This is a genomic window from Litchfieldia stipae (assembly GCF_014837155.1).
GTDB lineage: Bacteria > Bacillota > Bacilli > Bacillales > Bacillaceae_L > Litchfieldia.
Window position 1 is genome coordinate 253,901 of sequence record NZ_JACYHA010000001.1, and the last position, 20,299, is coordinate 274,199.

The 20,299-nt window shown below is 37.4% G+C and carries 22 protein-coding genes; 9 read left to right on the forward strand and 13 right to left on the reverse strand.

Annotation, left to right across the window (positions count from 1 at the left end):
- Positions 1–32 precede the first annotated feature (32 nt).
- Positions 33–1,223: an ornithine--oxo-acid transaminase gene (locus tag F7888_RS01210; RefSeq protein ID WP_225228525.1), complete on the forward strand. Its 1,191-nt coding sequence runs from the start codon at positions 33–35 to the stop codon at positions 1,221–1,223.
- A 67-nt stretch (positions 1,224–1,290) separates the two neighbouring features.
- On the opposite strand, the gene F7888_RS01215 is transcribed toward F7888_RS01210, so the two are convergent.
- Together F7888_RS01215 and F7888_RS01220 are read right to left on the reverse strand one after the other, a co-directional pair.
- Complete coding sequence (locus F7888_RS01215; protein WP_191776416.1) at positions 1,291–2,196, reverse strand: fumarylacetoacetate hydrolase family protein; 906 nt, start codon at positions 2,194–2,196, stop codon at positions 1,291–1,293.
- 68 nt (positions 2,197–2,264) lie between these two features.
- Entirely contained in the window at positions 2,265–3,458 is a 1,194-nt protein-coding gene (locus F7888_RS01220; protein WP_225228526.1) for a DUF418 domain-containing protein, read from the reverse strand.
- Between the two features lie 93 nt (positions 3,459–3,551).
- Between F7888_RS01220 and F7888_RS01225 the strand changes: the two genes are divergently transcribed.
- The 8 genes from F7888_RS01225 (at position 3,552) to F7888_RS01260 (ending at position 6,498) form a co-directional block, all read left to right on the forward strand.
- A complete protein-coding gene (locus tag F7888_RS01225; protein ID WP_191776418.1) occupies positions 3,552–3,773 on the forward strand; it encodes a spore germination protein in 222 nt (73 codons plus the stop codon).
- Positions 3,774–3,790: 17 nt separating this feature from the next.
- The gene (locus tag F7888_RS01230) at positions 3,791–4,006 is read left to right on the forward strand and encodes a spore germination protein GerPB (protein ID WP_191776421.1); all 216 of its coding nucleotides are present in this window, start codon (positions 3,791–3,793) and stop codon (positions 4,004–4,006) included.
- Between the two features lie 117 nt (positions 4,007–4,123).
- A complete protein-coding gene (gene gerPC / locus F7888_RS01235; RefSeq protein WP_191776424.1) occupies positions 4,124–4,756 on the forward strand; it encodes a spore germination protein GerPC in 633 nt (210 codons plus the stop codon).
- 2 nt (positions 4,757–4,758) lie between these two features.
- The gene (locus F7888_RS01240; RefSeq protein ID WP_191776426.1) at positions 4,759–4,938 is read left to right on the forward strand and encodes a spore gernimation protein GerPD; all 180 of its coding nucleotides are present in this window, start codon (positions 4,759–4,761) and stop codon (positions 4,936–4,938) included.
- Between the two features lie 3 nt (positions 4,939–4,941).
- Positions 4,942–5,400: a spore germination protein GerPE gene (locus tag F7888_RS01245; protein ID WP_191776429.1), complete on the forward strand. Its 459-nt coding sequence runs from the start codon at positions 4,942–4,944 to the stop codon at positions 5,398–5,400.
- Positions 5,401–5,619, forward strand: a complete 219-nt coding sequence (locus F7888_RS01250) for a spore germination protein (protein ID WP_191776433.1) — start codon at positions 5,401–5,403, stop codon at positions 5,617–5,619.
- 120 nt (positions 5,620–5,739) lie between these two features.
- Positions 5,740–5,958 (forward strand): spore germination protein, encoded by a 219-nt coding sequence (locus F7888_RS01255; RefSeq protein WP_191776436.1) that lies wholly within the window; start codon positions 5,740–5,742, stop codon positions 5,956–5,958.
- 294 nt (positions 5,959–6,252) lie between these two features.
- Positions 6,253–6,498 carry a hypothetical protein gene (locus F7888_RS01260; RefSeq protein ID WP_412095972.1) on the forward strand — a complete coding sequence of 82 codons (246 nt, stop codon included), beginning with the start codon at positions 6,253–6,255 and terminating at the stop codon, positions 6,496–6,498.
- 217 nt (positions 6,499–6,715) lie between these two features.
- Here F7888_RS01260 and addA read toward each other — a convergent pair whose 3' ends face one another.
- The 11 genes from addA to F7888_RS01315 all read right to left on the reverse strand — a co-directional run bounded on the left by addA (position 6,716) and on the right by F7888_RS01315 (position 20,226).
- Positions 6,716–10,471 carry a helicase-exonuclease AddAB subunit AddA gene (addA, locus tag F7888_RS01265; protein WP_191776440.1) on the reverse strand — a complete coding sequence of 1,252 codons (3,756 nt, stop codon included), beginning with the start codon at positions 10,469–10,471 and terminating at the stop codon, positions 6,716–6,718.
- A complete protein-coding gene (gene addB / locus F7888_RS01270; protein ID WP_191776443.1) occupies positions 10,464–13,958 on the reverse strand; it encodes a helicase-exonuclease AddAB subunit AddB in 3,495 nt (1,164 codons plus the stop codon). The genes addA and addB overlap by 8 nt, the downstream gene beginning before the upstream one ends.
- Before the next feature lie 207 nt (positions 13,959–14,165).
- On the reverse strand, positions 14,166–14,729 hold the full coding sequence (locus F7888_RS01275) for an HAD-IA family hydrolase (RefSeq protein ID WP_191776446.1): 564 nt from the start codon (positions 14,727–14,729) through the stop codon (positions 14,166–14,168).
- 34 nt (positions 14,730–14,763) lie between these two features.
- On the reverse strand, positions 14,764–15,072 hold the full coding sequence (locus F7888_RS01280) for a hypothetical protein (RefSeq protein ID WP_191776448.1): 309 nt from the start codon (positions 15,070–15,072) through the stop codon (positions 14,764–14,766).
- Positions 15,073–15,156: 84 nt separating this feature from the next.
- Complete coding sequence (locus tag F7888_RS01285; RefSeq protein WP_191776451.1) at positions 15,157–15,633, reverse strand: hypothetical protein; 477 nt, start codon at positions 15,631–15,633, stop codon at positions 15,157–15,159.
- Entirely contained in the window at positions 15,630–15,839 is a 210-nt protein-coding gene (locus F7888_RS01290) for a helix-turn-helix transcriptional regulator (protein WP_191776454.1), read from the reverse strand. Before F7888_RS01290 ends, F7888_RS01285 begins: the two co-directional genes overlap by 4 nt.
- A 105-nt stretch (positions 15,840–15,944) precedes the next feature.
- The gene (locus F7888_RS01295; RefSeq protein ID WP_191776776.1) at positions 15,945–16,529 is read right to left on the reverse strand and encodes a YdcF family protein; all 585 of its coding nucleotides are present in this window, start codon (positions 16,527–16,529) and stop codon (positions 15,945–15,947) included.
- 86 nt (positions 16,530–16,615) lie between these two features.
- A complete protein-coding gene (locus tag F7888_RS01300; RefSeq protein WP_191776456.1) occupies positions 16,616–17,182 on the reverse strand; it encodes an MOSC domain-containing protein in 567 nt (188 codons plus the stop codon).
- A gap of 19 nt (positions 17,183–17,201) precedes the next feature.
- Positions 17,202–17,756 carry a signal peptidase I gene (gene lepB, locus F7888_RS01305; protein WP_191776459.1) on the reverse strand — a complete coding sequence of 185 codons (555 nt, stop codon included), beginning with the start codon at positions 17,754–17,756 and terminating at the stop codon, positions 17,202–17,204.
- Between the two features lie 71 nt (positions 17,757–17,827).
- On the reverse strand, positions 17,828–18,442 hold the full coding sequence (locus F7888_RS01310; RefSeq protein WP_191776462.1) for a TVP38/TMEM64 family protein: 615 nt from the start codon (positions 18,440–18,442) through the stop codon (positions 17,828–17,830).
- Positions 18,443–18,648: 206 nt separating this feature from the next.
- Complete coding sequence (locus F7888_RS01315) at positions 18,649–20,226, reverse strand: S9 family peptidase (RefSeq protein ID WP_191776464.1); 1,578 nt, start codon at positions 20,224–20,226, stop codon at positions 18,649–18,651.
- Positions 20,227–20,299 lie beyond the last annotated feature (73 nt).

Consider the following 20,299-nt stretch of genomic DNA (forward strand, 5'->3'; position numbering starts at 1 on the left):
TACTTCTAATTAGAACCGGAGGAATCGAAAACATGACCAAGACTCAAGAGATTATTTCTTTAACAGATCAATATGGGGCAAAAAATTATCACCCACTTCCAATTGTTATCTCAAAAGCAGAGGGTGTTTGGGTAGAAGATCCTGAAGGGAATAAATATATGGATATGTTAAGCGCATATTCTGCAGTAAACCAAGGGCATCGACATCCGCGGATTATTCAAGCGTTGAAGGATCAAGCTGACAAAATCACGCTAACGTCACGCGCCTTTCATAATGATCAGCTTGGCCCATGGTATGAAAAAGTGTCAATGCTCACAGAAAAAGATATGGTACTACCAATGAACACTGGAGCTGAGGCAGTTGAAACAGCTGTAAAAACAGCACGTCGTTGGGCTTATGATGTGAAAAGTGTCACCGAAAACATGGCGGAAATCATTGTCTGTGAGGATAATTTCCACGGTAGAACAATGGCCGCTGTTTCAATGTCTTCTAGTGATGAATACAAGCGAGGCTTTGGCCCAATGCTTCCAGGAATCAAGGTGATTCCCTATGGTGATGTTGAAGCTCTTAGAACAGCCATTACGCCGAATACTGCTGCATTCATCTTTGAGCCAATCCAAGGTGAGGCTGGTATCAATATTCCACCTACAGGATACTTAACAGAAAGCTTCAATCTATGTAAAGAAGAAAATGTCCTTTTTATTGCTGATGAAATTCAAGCAGGTCTTGGTCGTTCAGGAAAAATGTTCGCCTGTGATTGGGAAGGAATCAAACCGGATATGTATATCTTAGGAAAGGCACTTGGAGGAGGAGTATTTCCAATTTCCTGTGTCGCTGCAAATAAAGATATTCTAGGCGTCTTCAATCCTGGCTCGCATGGTTCAACATTTGGAGGAAATCCATTGGCTTGTGCAGTTTCCATTGCTGCTTTAGATGTTTTAATTGATGAAAAACTAGCTGATCGTTCATTAGAGCTAGGAGAATATATGCAAGAAAAATTACGTGAAATTAACAACCCAATCATTAAGGATGTAAGAGGTCGTGGACTATTTATTGGTGTGGAGCTGACAGAAGATGCACGTCCATATTGTGAGAAGTTAAAAGAGGTTGGATTACTTTGTAAAGAAACACACGATACAGTGATTCGTTTCGCTCCCCCTCTTGTCATCTCAAAGGAAGAGCTTGATTTAGCAATTGAAAAAGTAAAAGAAGTGCTAGCATAAAGTCAAAAGAGACAATCAAAATTGATTGTCTCTTTGTTCATACTGGCTCTATCGAAAAGAATAATCCTTACTCTCCAACCTTATTAGTCAATGCCCCTAAGCCTTCAACTGTGATTTCAATGACATCACCCTTCTTCAAAAAGCGTGGTGGTTTAAATCCTTTTCCAACCCCAGCTGGAGTGCCTGTTGCAATAATATCACCAGGCTCTAACGTCATTCCGGCAGAAATGACAGAAATGATTGTCTCAATATCAAATATAAATTGTTCCGTATTCCCACTTTGTCTAATCTCATCATTCACCTTTGTCTGTAACGATAATTGATTCGGACTCGGGATCAGTGACTTGTGTGCAATATATGGTCCCATTGGACATGTTGTATCTAAGCTCTTTCCAATAAAGAACTGCTTATGACGACTTTGCAGATCACGAGCTGTAATATCATTTAGAATCGTATACCCAAATACGTAGTCCAAAGCATCCTCTTTAGAAATGGCTACTCCAGCTTTTCCAATGACAACAGCAAGTTCACCTTCATAGTCTAATTGACTCGTTACATTCTCATGTAATAACACTGTCTCATTTGGTCCGATAACAGTTGTAGGAGCTTTAGTAAACATCATTAAATGTTCTGGAATATCAGCTGCACTTCCCATTTCAATTGCATGCTCCGCATAGTTTTTACCAACGCAAAAGATATTCTTTGTCGGTTTTGGGATTGGAGCATCCAACTCTACATCATTCAGAGAATAGAAAAAGCGAGAATCTTGTTTACTTGTAGCTTTCTGTTCGATTTCACTCACTTTACCCAAAATTGAATCACTGTTTGCTATACATTCTAGCATCGAACTTGGAATCGTGTTCGTCCCAAACAAAGCTTCTTCGGCAACTTGTAGATCAATCACATATGTCATTTGTTCATCCACAATCCCAACGAAGCTTCTCCCCTCTTTAACCGCTGTTACAAATCTCATAATTCAATTCACCCCTTTGTTAATCTCATTATTTAATTCGTTATCTATTGATCTTTTACCTTCATTTATTAACGATTTAAGCGCATCTTTTGTTTCCTTCCATAGGTTAACGTTCTCCAGAACCATTCGACTGGACCAAATTGATAACGGCTTAACCACCATTTACTAATTCCTAGCTGGACTATAAATATAACAACAGTAAGGATGACCCCAAAAAAAGGACTCACTTTCCCATAGAAACCAAGGCCATAATGATAAAAAATCAACGTACACATCACTGATTGGAACAAATAATTACTGAGCGGTAATCTTCCAACATATCCAAATGGAGAGAATATTGACTGCCATAGCTTTTTCCTAGTCAATAAGACAATTGTTGTAGCATATACAAGCGCCATAGCTGGTCCACCAATCGCATCCTGAACATAGTCGGTGGCGATGTTTTTTTCAGTATAATAAGGTAATAGCTTCATTGGGATGGCAATGACCAGCGAAATGTATAATAGCCTCCTAATAACGAGTAAATGACTTTCAACTTGTGCAAACCATTTTTTCTTTGCAATATACGCTCCTAAGAGAAACATAGGTAACAACGCAAACACTAAGAACAATCCATTTCCGAGGTTATTAACATAATACCAATCTTGGATTCTTTGCATTGTTATTTCAATAAATGAACCTGAACTATAAATCTTTGTTGTCTCTTCCACTAAGTGAGATGAATAAGTTGGAATGAGGCTCGTTGGTTCGACTAAATAAACAAGCATAAGTAATCCAAAAAACAAGAATGTTGGCACAAATATAAGTAATAATGACACAACCAATAATGAAGTTGGCTTTGTTTTGTGAAAGACTAGATATAATGCGCCAATTATCGCATATGATATCAATATATCCCCATGCCAAATAAGAAAAGCATGGATACAACCAATAAATAGCAAAATAAGTAATCGTCTCGTAACTAAACTTGGATACGAATAACCCTTTTGAACCGCTCTCTCTTGAAAAAGAACCATCCCAAATCCAAATAAAAATGAAAATAAAGTATAGAAATTCGCTTGAGCAAAAAGGTCAATAAATGTAAGAGTAGCCAAATCAAGTGCTGATGACCACCAGTCCTCTGGCTGCAAATATACAGATGGAGAATTAAACGCTGGCATATTGACAAGGAAAATACCAAAAATCGCAAAGCCTCTTATTATATCAATCACTTTTATTCGTTCCGTACTTGAGATGGGCTGTAACTCATGGGAACTCATCATTCAAACATCACATCCTATTTTTTTAATCTCACACCATTCTATTCGTTTAAGCATATTATAACAAAGATATTAACCAGATAAAGGATGTTTAATATGCCAGCTATCGTTGGAGCTGTAAAAGTAAATAGTATTGGGAACAGTAGTATCTTTAATATCGGCGATGTTTTTAATATTTCCCCAGCTAGTACAGCAAAAACCTTTGCGGGAGCAGGCTCATTTAATACTGGGGATGGAATGCATGTCAATAATCAACGAAGTGTGACAAATACGTATGACACAGACGCGATTGATCAGGTGAATATTGCCAACGCTTAAACTCAGAGGGGATGTTTATGAACTTCTATATCAATCAGAATATCTCTATTCACTTTTTTAAAATTGGAAGTGTAAGTAATTCATCTGTCTTACAAATTGGCAGTGCAGGAATGATTAAATCCCTCTCAAACAATTATAATACCGGGGGATTTCTCGAATCTGCTCCTGAAGCAAGTGCTACCTCAGGACCCATATCAGGACCAGTGGTTCCTTTACAGCCACCTACATCCTAGAGATGAATTACACTAAAATACTCATTGTTTCGGTTTCCTTGCATACTTTTAAACTATATAACAAGATTTCTCGTTTTATACCAAGAGGGTTTGGAATATGCTCTGGGAGTGGTCACAATGTACACAGGTTATCATGAAATAGTCACATATCTAAGAGAATTACACAAATTTGTCGAAATGCAGAATCGTCGTATTCACTCATTGGAACAGAAAATCCAAGAGTTACAAAACTCCGTTCAAGAGTTGAGACAACGTCCAAGTACCAATATCGAGCGAATTGAATATAAGTTCGATCAATTAAAAGTCGAAACACTTGAAGGAACCTTAAATATCGGATTAACTCCAAATGGAGAAAACATTGAGGATTTTAGTGTGACACAAGGGAATATGAATGTTCCGGACATGAGAAACGGGCAACAGAATGAAGAATACCACACATTACACGATAGCATTCACACAGATGTCGTTGATTACTTAGATCATGATTGTTATGAATTTATAAGAGAAGTTGAACAACAAGCAAATCACAAGCTCGATGATTCATATCGCGACTTTATTATTGACGACATTCGAAATCAAATCCCAGAACGAATTAACTATTACTTAAAGCAACAGCAGCCACTTCTTCATTCAGCTGATAGATTGGAAGAAATGAAGACTAAGACAGTCCGAACAGTGATTAATGATATTCAGAATTCAATTGTTACATTCATGAATAATATGCCAAATGAAATGAAAGGTGGTAAATAAAATTGAATTTCACCGTTGTTAACAAGGAGATTCAAGTAGGTCATATTGACATTGTTGCGGTATCCTCATCATCTGTCTTTTTAGTTGGTGATACAAGAAATATTACATTATCTTCTGCCTTTGACACCCCACCTGAATCATTAATTATCGGGTCATTTGTACCTTTAGCACCTCAAGGTTAAACGATGTTTAGACGACTATCGATTGTTGAAGCCATTTATGTTAATTCAGTTTCATTTAGCTCCATATTCGAGATAGGTGACTCCCGCTATATCACACCTGTTATGAAAGCTTTAGCCGTTAAAAGAGAGCATCCTATTCTCTTTACAAACGAAGGGAACTTTAATGAATTTTCTATTTTCACAAGACCAATCGCACAAGTCGCTACCCCTGAAGTCATCAATATGGCTGTATTTAATGAAAAACCTTCTATTAATGTGAAAACGATAAGAGTTACCGGTGTCTCTTCTTCTTCCGTTGTCCACATTGGTTCGACTAATATGATTAGAGCTGAAGCAAGAATTAAGCATATCAGACAACTTCGAAGGCAACCCGATGATGTTCCTACGTTACAATCTGATGAGCTACCAAATAATCAGAATCAGGAAGGACACACCCCTTCCGATGATCAAGGAGGAAACTAAATGCCAGCAATAGTTGGTCCATGTAAAATAAATAGTATTGACGGTGGAGTTGTAAACTTTGGTGATTCTTTTTATCTGTCTCCAAAAGATGCCGCTAAGACAAATGCAGGATCTGGAGCTTTTAATACTGGGGATTTTATCATGACAAATAGTGGTGCAAGCGCAACTAACACGATTGATCCAGACCTTAACGATCAACAAGTCACTGCAAATGCTTAACAACTAAGGCTAGTTCTTGACGAACTAGCCTTTACTTCTTCTGATTGTTTTAAAGTGAACATTTACTGCACACAAAACATATAGTAAATAGTAAAATTGAAAGATAAAGGGTGCTTAAATATGCCATCGATCGTAGGACCAATAAAAATTAATAGTATCGGCGGAGGAGTCGTCAACTTTGGAGACTCTTTTTACCTATCACCGAAGAGCACATCAAAAACCAATGCTGGTTCAGGATCATTTAACACAGGAGATTTCATAAATACCAATAATGGGCTTAATGCAACAAATACCTTTGATTCTGACGCAAACGATCAACAGCTTACGGCAAATGCTTAGTCTAAAGTCCAGACAAGTTTTTTCTTATGGCTGTTTTCGTATATATTGTGACTTTTAATACCGCAGCCTGAATACACTCCGCATCCTGTGGGGACCCACGCATCCCACGGGAGTCCCCCGTGTATTCAGTCTGCTAGAAATCTCATTTTCAATAATTCATCTCAAAACAACAAACTTTGAGAAAACAGCCTTACTTATTTAGAATTAGTCTTTTGCTTTAGGGACAGTTGTACAAACGTTTCTCCTCATCTTTCATACAATTTAGTGAAGTGTTTAAAAAAGGAGGAGAGAACCGTGAATTATTACGATATGTGTTGTAGATATAAAGGTCAGGTTGTGACAATTACTGATAAGGCAGGTAAGCGTCATTGTGGACGTATTGTTGAGGTGACTAGAACGCATGTTTATATCGCTCCAGAAGGCGGAAGAAATTTAGGTGGCTTTGGTTATGGTTTTTATGGCGGTTGGGGCTTTGCTCCGTATGCCATTCCACTTGCTTTTATCGGAGGATTAGCATTAGGAGCAGCATTTTTCTGGTAATCACAAGAAAGAACTGAGGAAGCCCTCAGTTCTTTTTTAATGGCTGTTTTCCCAAAGTTTGTTGTTTTTTGAGGTGAATTAATTGAGAATAGATTTCTAGCAGACTGAATACACTAAAGACTCCCGTGGGACTAGTTGGCTCCCACAGGACGCGGAGTGTATTCAGGCTGCGGTATCAAAAGCAACAATATATACGAAAACAGCCTTTTTTATTGAATTAATTCATGCTGAGCATATATCCACCGTCAAAGAAATACAAATACTTTTCAGTTAATGGTTTTCTCCATATTGCTTCGATAGCCTTCGTGTATAACTCCAACTGAACTTTATAACGTTCTTCAAGTATTGGTTTTGCTTCCTCAAAATCTCGGAATCGATTCGTTAATTGATCCGTTTTGTAATCGACTAACACTATTCCTTCCTCATCTTCGAAGAGACAATCAATTACCCCTTGGATGAGTACATTTTCAGTTTGAGCTTGGTCCCAATCAGAATATGCCTCACTCGCAGGAATCCCCACACTAAAGGGAACCTCACGCCTGACCTCTTTTGCATTAATCATGCGCAGCCCAATATCAGTTTGAAAGAAATTGACAACATGATCTATATCAATAACTTCTCCTTGTTGAGGTGTTAGTAGCTCATTGTTTATCATTTTTGCAATTAACTCTTTAATTATTTCGTGATTAATGACCTTCGTTAAATCTACATGCTGCATGACCATATGCATCGCAGTTCCAACCTCGGCTGGTGTTAATGATGTTTGCTGCATAAAACGAGGCCGATCAACAAGCGGTGCTTTAAATTTCTTCTGAAATGAAAAATCACTATATTCATCAACACGATCACGCTGGCGTTTAATTTCAGAAACACTTTGCTTTGAACGATGAATAGTCGATAAATGATTTGGATAGGACCACTTCAATTGTCGCTCGATTTGATCCTTATAGACGGATTCTTTCTCTACCTTTTCTCCTTCCTTGATGGAATGAAGAAGTTGTTCATTCGTCTTCTCTTCTAATTGGATGATCTCTTGTAACTCATCGGCTTGAATTCGTTGCACATTCCATTTGGCTGGATGATTTACAATCTCTTCAGGGATGCTTGATAACTGATCTTCACCACGAAGAATGTTTCCATCTCGATGCCTAATTAGAGCAGGTCCAATCCAATCAAGATAGCTTTTGGCATTTGCTCGTCTAAGGTCAGAAAGCAACCATCGCTTATTAGTTAGCTCGTCTTGCCATTTTGCTGTTTTCTTATCATAATCATTGATAGTCCCAACAAGAATAAGTTTCTCCTTAGCTCTTGTCAGTGCAACATATAGAACTCGCATTTCTTCAGCAATTAATTCGAGTTTCATTTTCTTCTTAATGGCCTGCATCGGTAATGTTGGGTAGGTAATTCTTCGCTTTGGATTAACATACTTTGAACCAAGGCCCAATTCCTTATCAAGTAAATATTTCTTATTTAAATCCATCATATTAAATTGCTTTGAAAGGCCACCAACAAATACGACTGGGAACTCAAGCCCCTTACTGCTGTGGATCGTCATCATCCGAACGACGTCCTCTTGTTCACCAAGTGCTCTGGCTGTTCCTAAATCGTCGCCACGCTCTTGCATACGTTCGATGAATCGTAAGAAGCGGAATAACCCTCTAAAAGCTGTTGACTCATATTGTCTAGCTCGGTCATAGAGTGCTCTTAGATTCGCTTGACGCTGTTTTCCACCTGGCATTCCTCCAACAAAGTCATAGAAATGAGTTTCTCTGTATAATTGCCATATTAGCTCGGATAATCCACCTTGCCTTGCCATTCTTCGCCAGTTTCTAATTTGGATTAGGAAGTCATTTACCTTTTTTGCAGTCTCATTTGAAAGAGAATGATTTGTTACAAATTGCTTTAATGCATCATAGAAGTACCCTGATTTTTCAGCAATCCGAATCGATGCAAGCTCATTAGCATCTAAGCCTACAATCGGTGATCTTAAAACTGATGCTAGCGGGATATCCTGATATGGGTTATCAATCACTTTTAACAGAGACATCATGATGGCTACTTCTGTTGCTTCAAAGTAACCAGTCGATAAGTCCGCATATACTGGTATCCCTTGTTGTTTAAATTCTTCCATCATTTGCGGTGCCCACGGCATTGATCGTAATAAAATCACTATGTCACGGTACATTAAATTTCTCGTTCCATTCATGCTACGATCATAGATTTGAAACTGAGAAGCAATCATTTGTTTGATTTCCTTTGCAATTGTTCTCGCTTCAAGCTGTGCCGTTTCAAGCTCTTGCTGATCAAACATCGCCACATGCTCTCCATTACTGTCATCAGATAATGATTTCTCCTCCTCATTACCTTTCCGATCTATTAATAGTAACTCAGCTGACATGGCTTCATTTGCAGGATAATTCGCTCCAAGCTTTAATTGTGCATCATCATCATACTCAATCTCACCAATGGTTTCTCCCATAATTTGTTTAAATAAGAAGTTTGTACTGTCTAACAATTCTGCCCGGCTCCGGAAATTCTTTGATAGATCAATGCGTAGTCCGCTATTTTCTCCATCCTTGGTGAACCGTTTGTACTTACTTAAGAATAAGAACGGTTCTGCTAATCTAAAACGATAGATTGATTGTTTCACGTCACCAACCATAAATAAATTCCCTGATTGCTCATCCTCTTTTGTAACTAACTGAAGAATTGATTCTTGAACCATATTGGTATCTTGATACTCATCTACTAACACTTCTTCAAAATGCTGACGATATTCACGAGCAGCATCAGACGGAATCAGCTCATTCACAGCAGTTGGATGACGTAGAATTTGCAAACAATAATGCTCTAAATCTGAGAAATCAACAAGTCCTTTTTCTTGTTTAGCGGCTTGGAATTTAACCCCAAAAGCTTTCACAAGAGAAATAAGCATGTCAATCGACGACTTCATTTCAAGTAAATCAGATAAATAACTATCAGGCTTTCGGTCAAACAATTCTTCCTTTATCTTCTTTATTTGATTCTTCGCTTCATCTCTTAGTGTGGTAACTGTTTTTAAAAGCACCGCATCATACTCATCACCCTTACATGCCTTGGCCGTCTTAAAGGTAATAGTTTGCATCTCATCATATAATGATTGCCACGATCCCTCTTTTGCACGTATCAATTGGTTGAGCTGTTCAAGATCTGTTTCAATAGTTACTGCTCTAGGAGCTGGACCGCCTGGCTGTTTTGTGATTTCCAATGCTTTTTCAAGATTTTCCTTAGCACTCTCTAGAACAAGTGATACATCGTTCATTAAATAAGGTAAGAACACGGTATCCTCTAACGATAATCCTTCAACATTGTACATATTTACCATCTCATCTAACCAATTAGTTGGGGTAGGATGGGCTCTTGAAAATTCATATAATTTTCGAATCATCGTAGATAGCTCTATGTCATTACGATCATTTGAATATCGATCGACTAAGTCAAAGAAACGTTCATTGTCTGGAATACTATACTGTTCCTCAAGTAAACTTTCCATGACTTCATCACGTAGAAGCTCACCTTCCGTATCATTTGCAATTCGAAAGCCAGGGTCTAGTTCAATCAAATAATAATATTTCCGAATGACGTTCAAACAAAAAGAATGCAGGGTTGATATTGATGCTTGATTTAAAAGAGTAAGCTGCCTTCTTAAATGTGTTGATTCTGGCTGGTCCTTTAACTCTTTTTCTAATGCCTCACCAATACGATTTCTCATTTCAGCTGCAGAAGCATTTGTAAACGTTACGACCAATAGACGATCTACATCAATTGGATGAAAGGTAGAGGTTACTTTCTTAATAATTCTTTCAACCAATACCGCTGTTTTCCCTGAACCTGCGGCAGCTGCAACTAAAATATCCTGTCCACTTGCAACAATCGCTTTCCATTGATCATCCGTCCAAGTACTTCCAGCAGGCTTTGCGATCAAATTATGCATTCACTCCTACCTCCTTTCGAATTTTCTCAAGGATTGCATCCTTTTTCTCATCCTGGATAACCCGATACTCATTTTCCTCAATTGACTGATCAAATTGACAAACCGTTTTAAAAGAGCAAAATGTACATGGTGTCTTATCCTTCATCTTATATGGTGAAATATCAATCACTCCATCGGTGATATTATTACCAATTTGTTTAAAGACCTTCCGAACATGGTGCTTCAAGTAGGTTAATTCTTCTTCACTTGCAATTGAAGAATTAGAATAGAAGCTTCCATCCTTTTTAATGGCAGCAGAAACGACCTTGGAATATCCAGTTTCTAACCCCTGATCCATCAATCGGACCGATTCTTCCTCACCTAATAATAATCCCTTCATTTTAAAGCTTTTAAAGATCTCATCCTCGATTGTTTCATCGGTGATAGCTGATGTTGTACTATTAATCATTGGATCATGCACATGGAAATACAACACACCCGCTGGAGTAGCAGTTGTACCAATCCAATCCTTCGAATGACTAATAATGACATCTAAATATGTGATCATTTGAAGAGCTAGTCCATAATATACCTCAGTAAGGTTCAGCGATTTTTGACTAGATTTATAATCAATCACTCTTAATAACAAGCCTTTTGAGCTTTCAGCTTTGTCCACACGATCGATTCTTCCAACAAGCTCCATTTTAAAGCCATGATTCAATTCAAATGGAATGGGTGGTAATGGTCCATTTTTGCCAAAATCGATTTCTAAACCAACCGGTGAAAAACCACTTAATTTCGCATGCTCACTGAGAATTCTAGATGCACGACTAACCACTTTTTGAAGCTTATGCTTGATATAATGAAAACGATTTGAGCTAAGCAGGATTTCTCGTTGTAGTCTTGGTGCTAATAGCTCCACTGCTTCAAACGAAAACTGTTCACATTGCTCCACTGTTAAATGACGCCAATCAATCTTTTGTTGACGAAGATTATCTGAAATCAATTTAAGAGCTGCATGGAAAAGTTGACCTATATCTGGTGCTTCAAGTCGAAATATTTGTCTTTCTTTTAATTTCAACCCGTAATTTGCAAAATGAGAGAACGGACAGCTCTGGAAGGTCTCCATTCTAGATACACTAGCCTGAATACTTTCACCGAAAAGTTCTCTTGTCGTTTCTATTGGTAAAGACTTTGTTTTATTACGGTAAAATAGACTCCCTAGTACTTTTTTACTTTTCTCACTCCATAAGTCATCTGTGATTAAATAATTATACGTGTCCCACCATAAATCCTCTACTGGGTAGGATCGTTTCCACATTTGTAACTGTGAGGTGAGGTAAGAAAGTGCAACTGATGGGTTCACGTTATAATTTAACTGCTCTATGGCATCAAGCTCTGATGGCTCATTGACAAGGAACTGTTCTCTTACCGATGGAAAAATTTGTTTCAGTCGTTTAATGACTATTGAAGGCTGTAATGATTTGCCTTCATCATTAGCCAGCGGAAAGCTAATATACAATTTATCAGAAGCACTTGTTAATGCACCATAAATTAAAAAGTTTTCATCTAACAGTAGCTCACGATTTAACGGAGAAATGCTTAGTCCTGATTCTATTAATCTCTCTCTGTCTTGTTGTGAGAATACTCCTTCTTCTTTTGGCCTTGCTGGTAGCACACCATCATTTGCTCCTATGATGAACGTACATTTAATATTAGAAAATCTTGATCGTTCTAGACTCGCCACAAGGACTTGATCGATCGCAGGAGGTACTAATGCAAATTGCATATTTTCCATACCGGTTTCAAGCATATTCGTGAATAGCGAAAACGACACTTGTTCTTCACTCATAATCTCGACAAACTGGTCCATTAACTCAAGGACAGCATTCCAAACTTGATCATGTTCTCTTGCCTCACTTAACTTTCCTTCTTCCTCTGCTACGCTTCTTAATCGCTCAATTTTTTCAGGGATTTGAAGCTCGTTTAAATAAAGGTACAGAGCTTCGCATAAATCACGACCAGTTTTTGCTTTTCCGATTCGCTTCTGTAGACTCATAAGAGGTGTGACAATCATAGAACGTAATCGATTGATTGAATCCTCGATTTCCTTTTCACGATCCGTTTGTGGTAGATCCTCACCTTCGAGGGCTCGGATTTTCCGATAGACTAGTCGATCTTTGGTTGTCCATTTATACCCTTGTATACCATATTCAAGCGCATAGTTTTCTAGCTTATCCATTTCCTCACGCATCGTATCAAGTGATTCACCTAGTGGATAGATTAAGTCTGTTTTTACACAACGAAAGACTGCCTCATATCTCCAGTTCCCACTTAATACCTCAAGGCTTGATCTTATAAACTCAATTAATGGGTGATTTAACATTGAACGTTTCTGATCAATAAAGAACGGAAGACCGTAATCATGAAATATCGTTTCTATTAATTCATGATACTCATTCGCATTTCTAACAAGCACAGCAATTTCTCTATAGCGATACTTCTCTTCTCTTACAAGCTTTTGGATTTCCCGTGCAATCCCTTCAATTTCTGCCCGTCGATTCACAGCCTGACCTATTGTCACCGCCGTGTCTCCGTTATATGGAAGCGTTGGACGAACATCATAAAACTGCTCAAGATGTGCTAGTGACGGAGAAGATGAAAATCTTTTTGTTTCTGTTAATATGATCGGTTTTTCCTGATAAATCATATGGTCATTTGCTAAGTTAATCAGACTTTGATAAGTCTTACCAGTCATTCGAAATAAGCTTAAATCATCAGGAGGTTGCTCATCATAGCATTGATCTACAGAAAGTGCGACCGTAACCGTCCGACAGTACTTCATTAACTCTCCAACTACTTCCAATTCCTGTGGAGTAAAGCTATGAAATCCATCAATCAGAATATCTGCATTACTTAAGTAAGAGGAAGTACGTATTTTTTCAGCAAGTAATCTCAAATAATCCTCTGAATCTACATATTTCTGAAATAGATGTTGCTCTAGCTCTTGATAAATTAATTGCAAGTCATGCAGTTTATCAGCAAGTACAACCTGATTTTCTGAATCAAGAAAATAGTTTTTTTCTTCTATTACTTCAGGAGTAACACAGTAACGTTTAAATTCTGCGACCATTTCTTCTAATTGAGAAATAAATCCATTTTTATCTGCAGCCTTTGAAAAAACTTTTAGTTCTTGTTTGCGTTGTTCAACTATTTTTCTGATCACCATATTGATTCCAACATTATTTAAGTGATACCTACTCATTCCACCAGTTTCTTGCAATACACGCCAAGCTAATCGTGTAAAGCTGAACACCTGGGCTCTCATCATTCCTCCCAGATTCGGGGTATTAATGAGATCATATTCTGATTGAAATGTCATCTGGTCAGGTACTAGGTAAACAATAGGATCACCAAGTGGATTTTCAGCTAATTTATCTCGTATTAAATTCAGACATGCTGACGATTTTCCTGTTCCAGCACGCCCGATTATAAATTGTAATGTCATATTGTATAACCTCCCATAAGTAGCTACAAAGGAACCATCGGTCCAAATAGCTGGAGATAGTTTAGTAGATTTTTTTTGTTTAAGTTTGCCTATCTATTTTACACCGAACATGCGAGTTTATCCATTTAAGCGTCACTGGGAAAGTAGACCATCCATTTATCATAAAAAAAAGCTGTAAAACCATGCAATAGGCATGATTCTACAGCTTTATTTTGTAATCTTAGTGAAAAAATCTTGATAATGATCTAAATAAAAATCGGCACCTTCACTGTGATTCTGAAAAAGACCTGTCTTCAGTCCAATTTTCTTCGCCGGGATAATATCAAGCAAGCGATCACCAATCGCTAAGTCAAGCTGATGCCTCTCATGAAGGTATTCATAGGAAGCAGAATCTGGCTTTCTAGGAAACCCATCATCTCCAGCAACGATCTCTGCAAAGTACTGATCAAAGTGATAAAACGCTAAGATGGCTTGTACCGCTTTCCTAGGCTTATGTGTCATAATCACATTTTTAGTCGCAAATTTGAGAATATCCTCCACACCAGGAAATGGTTTAATTTCACTAATGGGTACTCTCTCCTCGAAGGAATGATATTGCTTAATTTGTTCCTCAGTTAACTTAAAGAACTGTGTTGCATGCGAGAATGAGACTTTTAAATGTTCATAAATTTTCTCTTTTGGTGTGTGCTCTGGCAAAATACGAGCAAGAGTCTCCGTAAATACAGGATATGTATCAAAAAGTGTTCCATCAAAATCCCAAAGTATATTCATGTGAGCCTCCTAACTTAAGACATTCTATTGTCCCTTATGATTCAAGTAATTGTTTCTCACCCATCACAAAATAAAAACCTGTCGCTTTTATTTCCTCAATGATATTAAATAATCCTTCTTCTTCTAGTTTTTGAAAAAGTGTAGGTGGATGGATGATTGAAAATGCAAGCATATCTTCTTTGATTAATCCAGTAATTCGAATATCATCCAATTGATGTTCTAGCTCTGCATCTCCAAAAACCCCGATTGCTACTTCATACGAAATGGCCCCTGATTCAGTGCCATCTAATTCAATTTCCTCTGACTTCAAATACCAAAAATCAAACATTACTTGTTGCTCCATGCTGTATCAACTCCATTATTTTCTAGTTCATATTATAAAGAAAGCTCCTGACATTAGCAACGAATCAGAAGCCTTTCTCATCTGCTATATTCTTGATTCCCGTTTCCAGGTTACACCATAAGAAATCAATTGAATGGTTGGTAATAACAATATTATGATGATTGGATAATATGGCATGCTCTCAGAGATGAATGGGTAGATAAATAATAATGCCGTTACAATTGGAGCAGCAATCCACATACTGATGTATGAAGATCTACATGCTTGTGCAGTTATCTGTTGTTCCCTCTCATCTGCCTCTTCAAGCTCTGTGGGTAAGAAAAGAATCTTTCTCCATGAATAATGCTTCTTTTTATTTATCTTAAATAAAAACACTGTAATCAATCCACCTATAACGATGAATAATATTATTGGAATCAATTGGATTTCCATTTCCATAGGTAGTTCTGGATTTTTAATGATTTCAGCAAAATTGACATACGTTAAGTAAAGAATAGACATTGCCCAACCAAATAATGCAATTAATACGATTGAAGCGATAATATTTCTAATTACATTCATTCTTCCTCATCCTCCGAATAAAAAATCTCTTCCACAGTTAAATGAAAGGTACGTGCAATCTTCATTGCAAGAAGTAAAGAAGGGACATAGCTGCCTTTTTCTAAAGCAACAATCGTTTGTCTTGTCACTCCAACAGCTTCAGCAAGCATTGTTTGAGTAAAGTTATGTTTTGCTCTTAATTCCTTAACTCGGTTTAATAATTTCATGAAATGCAACCTTTCATAAATTTATAACTTAATTGTAAAGTTAACCATACAATTTGTCAAGTCAACTTTACATTAAAATTTGTAAAAAAACTCCAATACGGAGTTTTAAAAAGGAGTGTATTTCAGCAAGTAGTATTTAGTTAAGGCCATATATTCTCTTATATATGATTTTGGTATCGCAATTGTTGGTGTCTTTGCAGGGATTCCCTCAAGATTAAGGCCATAATCATTGGCAATCATTGTTGCTCTAAAGACATGATAATCGTTCGTAACAAGCAGACCTGTCTTCATATCATCAGAAATTAGCCTTTTTGAGAATTGTATATTTTCATTAGTCGATGTAGATTGATTCTCTAATAGAATTCTAGCTTCACTTATTCCGTGTTTGATTAATTCAGTCTTAATGGCTTCTGCCTCTGATATATCTTCACCTGTGCCTTGGCCACCTGAAGCAATCGCAATTGTATGTTCATTTTCTTTTAAGTATTCTGCAGCAGCATCAATTCGATACTGAAGTGACAAAGACGGAGTTGTCCCCTTCACTCTTGCCCCTAAAATAATGACATAATCAGCATCCCTTACAATGTCTTGATTGGCTGAATTAACGATATTAACATGTAAATATCCAACATAAATTAATCCTCCTATAACCAGCAGGAGGATTGGGATCATCCATTTTCGTTTTTTTATCCGTTGAAGCACCATGCTCTTAGCTCCTATCAATCTAGTATGTATTGAAAAAAAACATATGCAGGCTTCTTTACCTGCTACTCAAGTCACTGCATCGGATTATCAAAATCATTAATGAGAATCTTTACTTCATCATCAACCGTAATTTGCCCAGGACGTTCCACTGCGCAAACAATTCCTCGTCGTTTGTAGCCAGCTTTGACAAATCTAGAAGCTAGCTTTGGTTGGGATGGATAATGTTGTTGAATCATTTCTCCTGGATGAATACATGGTTTATTTTCTCCCATACAAATTAAACCAGTCCCATTTGGAAATAGAATCCGTGAACCCATTGGTAAGGATGTAATATCTCCAAAACCTTCAATCAGTATATTTGCCCCCAACCACTCTGGAAGCACTTCCTCTACGCCTAGCTCTTGTGCAATCATGTCTAGTTGTTCTTTTGAAACCACCGTTAGCTGTCTGCGATTTAATATCTCAGTCCCTCTTTCATACATAGGTTGACGAGAATCCGCTTTAGCTGTTACACCAAAATGACGATCTCCTCTAATCCCACCAAATTCAAGGCCTATCTCTTGAATTCGTCGTGTCACAAATGATTCATGTTGATCAGCAACCATAATTGCTTTTATCTGAGCAGTGCTCCTTTTCATAAAAAGTCCCCCTACTGAACTAATCAAAGTCAATATACCAATCTCCTGGTGGCCAATACCTTAGATTTACTTTACCAACTATTTGATCCTTCTTAATAAAACCGTAATGGCGACTATCCCAACTTCCCAATCGATTGTCTCCAATCACAAAATAGGAATCCTTTGGTACAACAGATTCACCTGTTATTTCTTCGAGTGAAAAATCCCCTGTTAACTTTCCACCAACAAGCTTTAATTTATATGTACTTAGAAATGGTTCTTCTACTTTTTTTTCATTTATGTAAAGCGTATCATCTATATATTCGAGATAATCCCCTGGTAAACCAATTATTCTTTTTACATAATTATCGCTTACCCCTTGAAAGACAACGATATCAAATCGTTTCAGGTCACCGAAACGAGCACCCACTTTATTTACGAGTAGCAAATTACCATCTTGAAGGGTCGGCATCATTGACTCTCCTTCAACCTCATAGTCTGTAAAAACAAAAGAACGAAAGAAAACCACTGTCAAAATACACATGATGAAGATTAGTAGTAGTCGTTTTTTTGTACGAGTGGTATTTTTCTCCATACTTTAGTCCCCCCAAACCATTATAAGATAATTCTAACAATTCACACATAAGATTCCAACATATAGTTATTTCACTCGTTTGTTTTTTTTAAGGGGGCCTGTGCAAACGACTTTTCAAACTGTTTTCCGACTAACCATAGGATTACGATAATGATAGCAGCAATGGCTGTACGAATAGGCTGTTGAAATAAAGCACGGACGTCATAGCCAATAAAACTTACCATAAAAACCATCACAAGCTTTCCACATAGTACAGCTAAGACAAACTGGCTTGTCTTTATTTTCGACAGGCCTGCCACTAAATTTATCGCTGAAGATGGAGTAAATGGAAAACAAAGAATGAGGAATAATGGACCAAATCCATGCCGCTCAATCCAATCCATAAGCTTCTTTATTTTTCCATGTCGACTAACAAATGAGAAAAAACGTTTTTGTCCGTATTTTCTCACCAGAAAAAAGACAATAAGTGCTCCTCCACAAGCTCCAACCCATGAATAAATGAATCCCATCCAAAGTCCAAATGCAGCTGCATTTGCCATTATAAATACCACTAATGGTAGAATTGGAATAAACGCTTCTAGCATCGGTAAGATGATTCCAGGTAAAGGACCAAAAGAGCGATACTCGCTTAATAATTCTTGTATATTTTCAAGTGTAAACCATTCCTTAAACAGATCAAACTCCATGCAAATTCTCCTTAATAAGAAAGGAATTTTGAATCGTTCATCGATGTAAAAAGTTAATATATATAGCATTGACCACTTCTCTTTTATTTTACACTTTTTTCTTTTCTTTTTGAAAGCAGTTTTTCGTAAAGATTGTTGCAATTGCAATATAAAAAGACCTTGCATAATATGTGCCAAATGGGGACCATTTCATGCAAGGTGATTATTTAGCCTAAGTATTCAACAAACCAATCCTTAATATGATTGAGACGATCAATGCGAAGCTTTGGATTTCCACCTTTGGACAGTTCATGATTAGCATCAAGAAAGTGAACATATCTTGCTGTATGCTTCTCAACAAAACAGAAATTCCCCTCTACATATTTGGTGGCTGCCATGACATCTAAGTAATCCTTTCTGCCATTGTCCCCTAAAGCAGCTTGAATAAATTCTTGTCCATATCCAAAACTACCTCTTGGATTCGTGTAAACAACTGCAAATCCCTTAGCCGCTAGTACTTGAAATTCATGAAAATACGAGTTTGCAAACATGACTTGAGTGCCGCCATGAACCTCTATAATGGTTGGATATTGCTTACCTTCTTCAAATCCGATAGGCTTCATCACCCATCCATGAATATCCCAGCCATCAGGTGCTTTACAAGTAAATGGTTCTGCAGCAGAAAGCTCAATGTTCAGAAGGTTGTCATCATTTACATATGTAAGTTGCTTCAATTCACCAGTGCTTAAATCAATAGAGTACAAATCTCCAGGATGCGTCGGAGTACTGATTCCTACAATAGCTTTATGATTTTTTGAGTCGACAGATAAGCAATATACATGCTGATTTTCAAGAAGTGACGGATACATTTCGCCTTCTAATGTTCCGTAGTAGACCCCTGTGTTACCATGGTCACTCATGATAAAATAAAAACCATGACTATCCTCTGTCCAAACGATTCCAGGGTTACTGTTTCCCGAATGAAAGTCTCCAATTGCTACATCACCAATCTCAACATCCCAATAGGTAGTTAAACAGGATAAATGTTCATTCTTTACATCGTAGACCCATATCCTTGAAAGAGTTGCGCTATCATATTCCTTTTCATGGCCAATCATCGCTATGTAGTGACCATCTGGAGACCAAGTTGTATTTCCAAAATAACCATTACTGTTCGTTAATTTTTTCATCTTTTTATCAGTTAAATCCATAATATAGACATCTGCCACCAATTGAAAATCAAGTTCATCTGTTAAATCAGCAGAAAATACAATTTGCGATCCATCTGGTGACCAGCATCCAGGAGTATAATCGTGCTGACCTTCAATAATTTGTGTGATTGCTAATGTCTCGATATTAATGATCGCTAACTGCTGTTGCTTTTTATCAACATCTATCACATCTTCGTTTATCTCTATATAGGTTGCAAATAATATACTTGAACTATCAGGAGACCATATCGGATTTCTTGCACCATTTTTACAAAAGGTGATTTGCTTTGCTTCTCCACCATTGGCATTGATTATATATAGTTGTGATTGCCCTGTTCGATTTGAAACAAAGGCTAAGCAACTTCCGTCTGGGGACCACTTTGGAGAAGTATCTCTAGCGTTTCCAAATGTCCATTGAACCTGTTCTCCTCCTTTTACATCTCCTACAAACACATGGGACATATATTCATGCTTCTCACGATCAATCTGTGTTTGCACATAGGCATAATGACTACCGTCAGGGGTTAATTCAACTCCACCTACAGACTTTAATTCATATAGATCTTCTGCGATGATCCCTCTTTTTTGCTTCAATCTAAAATCCCGTCCTTTTTAAATAAGAATATAGATGCTCTTATGTCATATAGCATGTAACAATGAACATTCG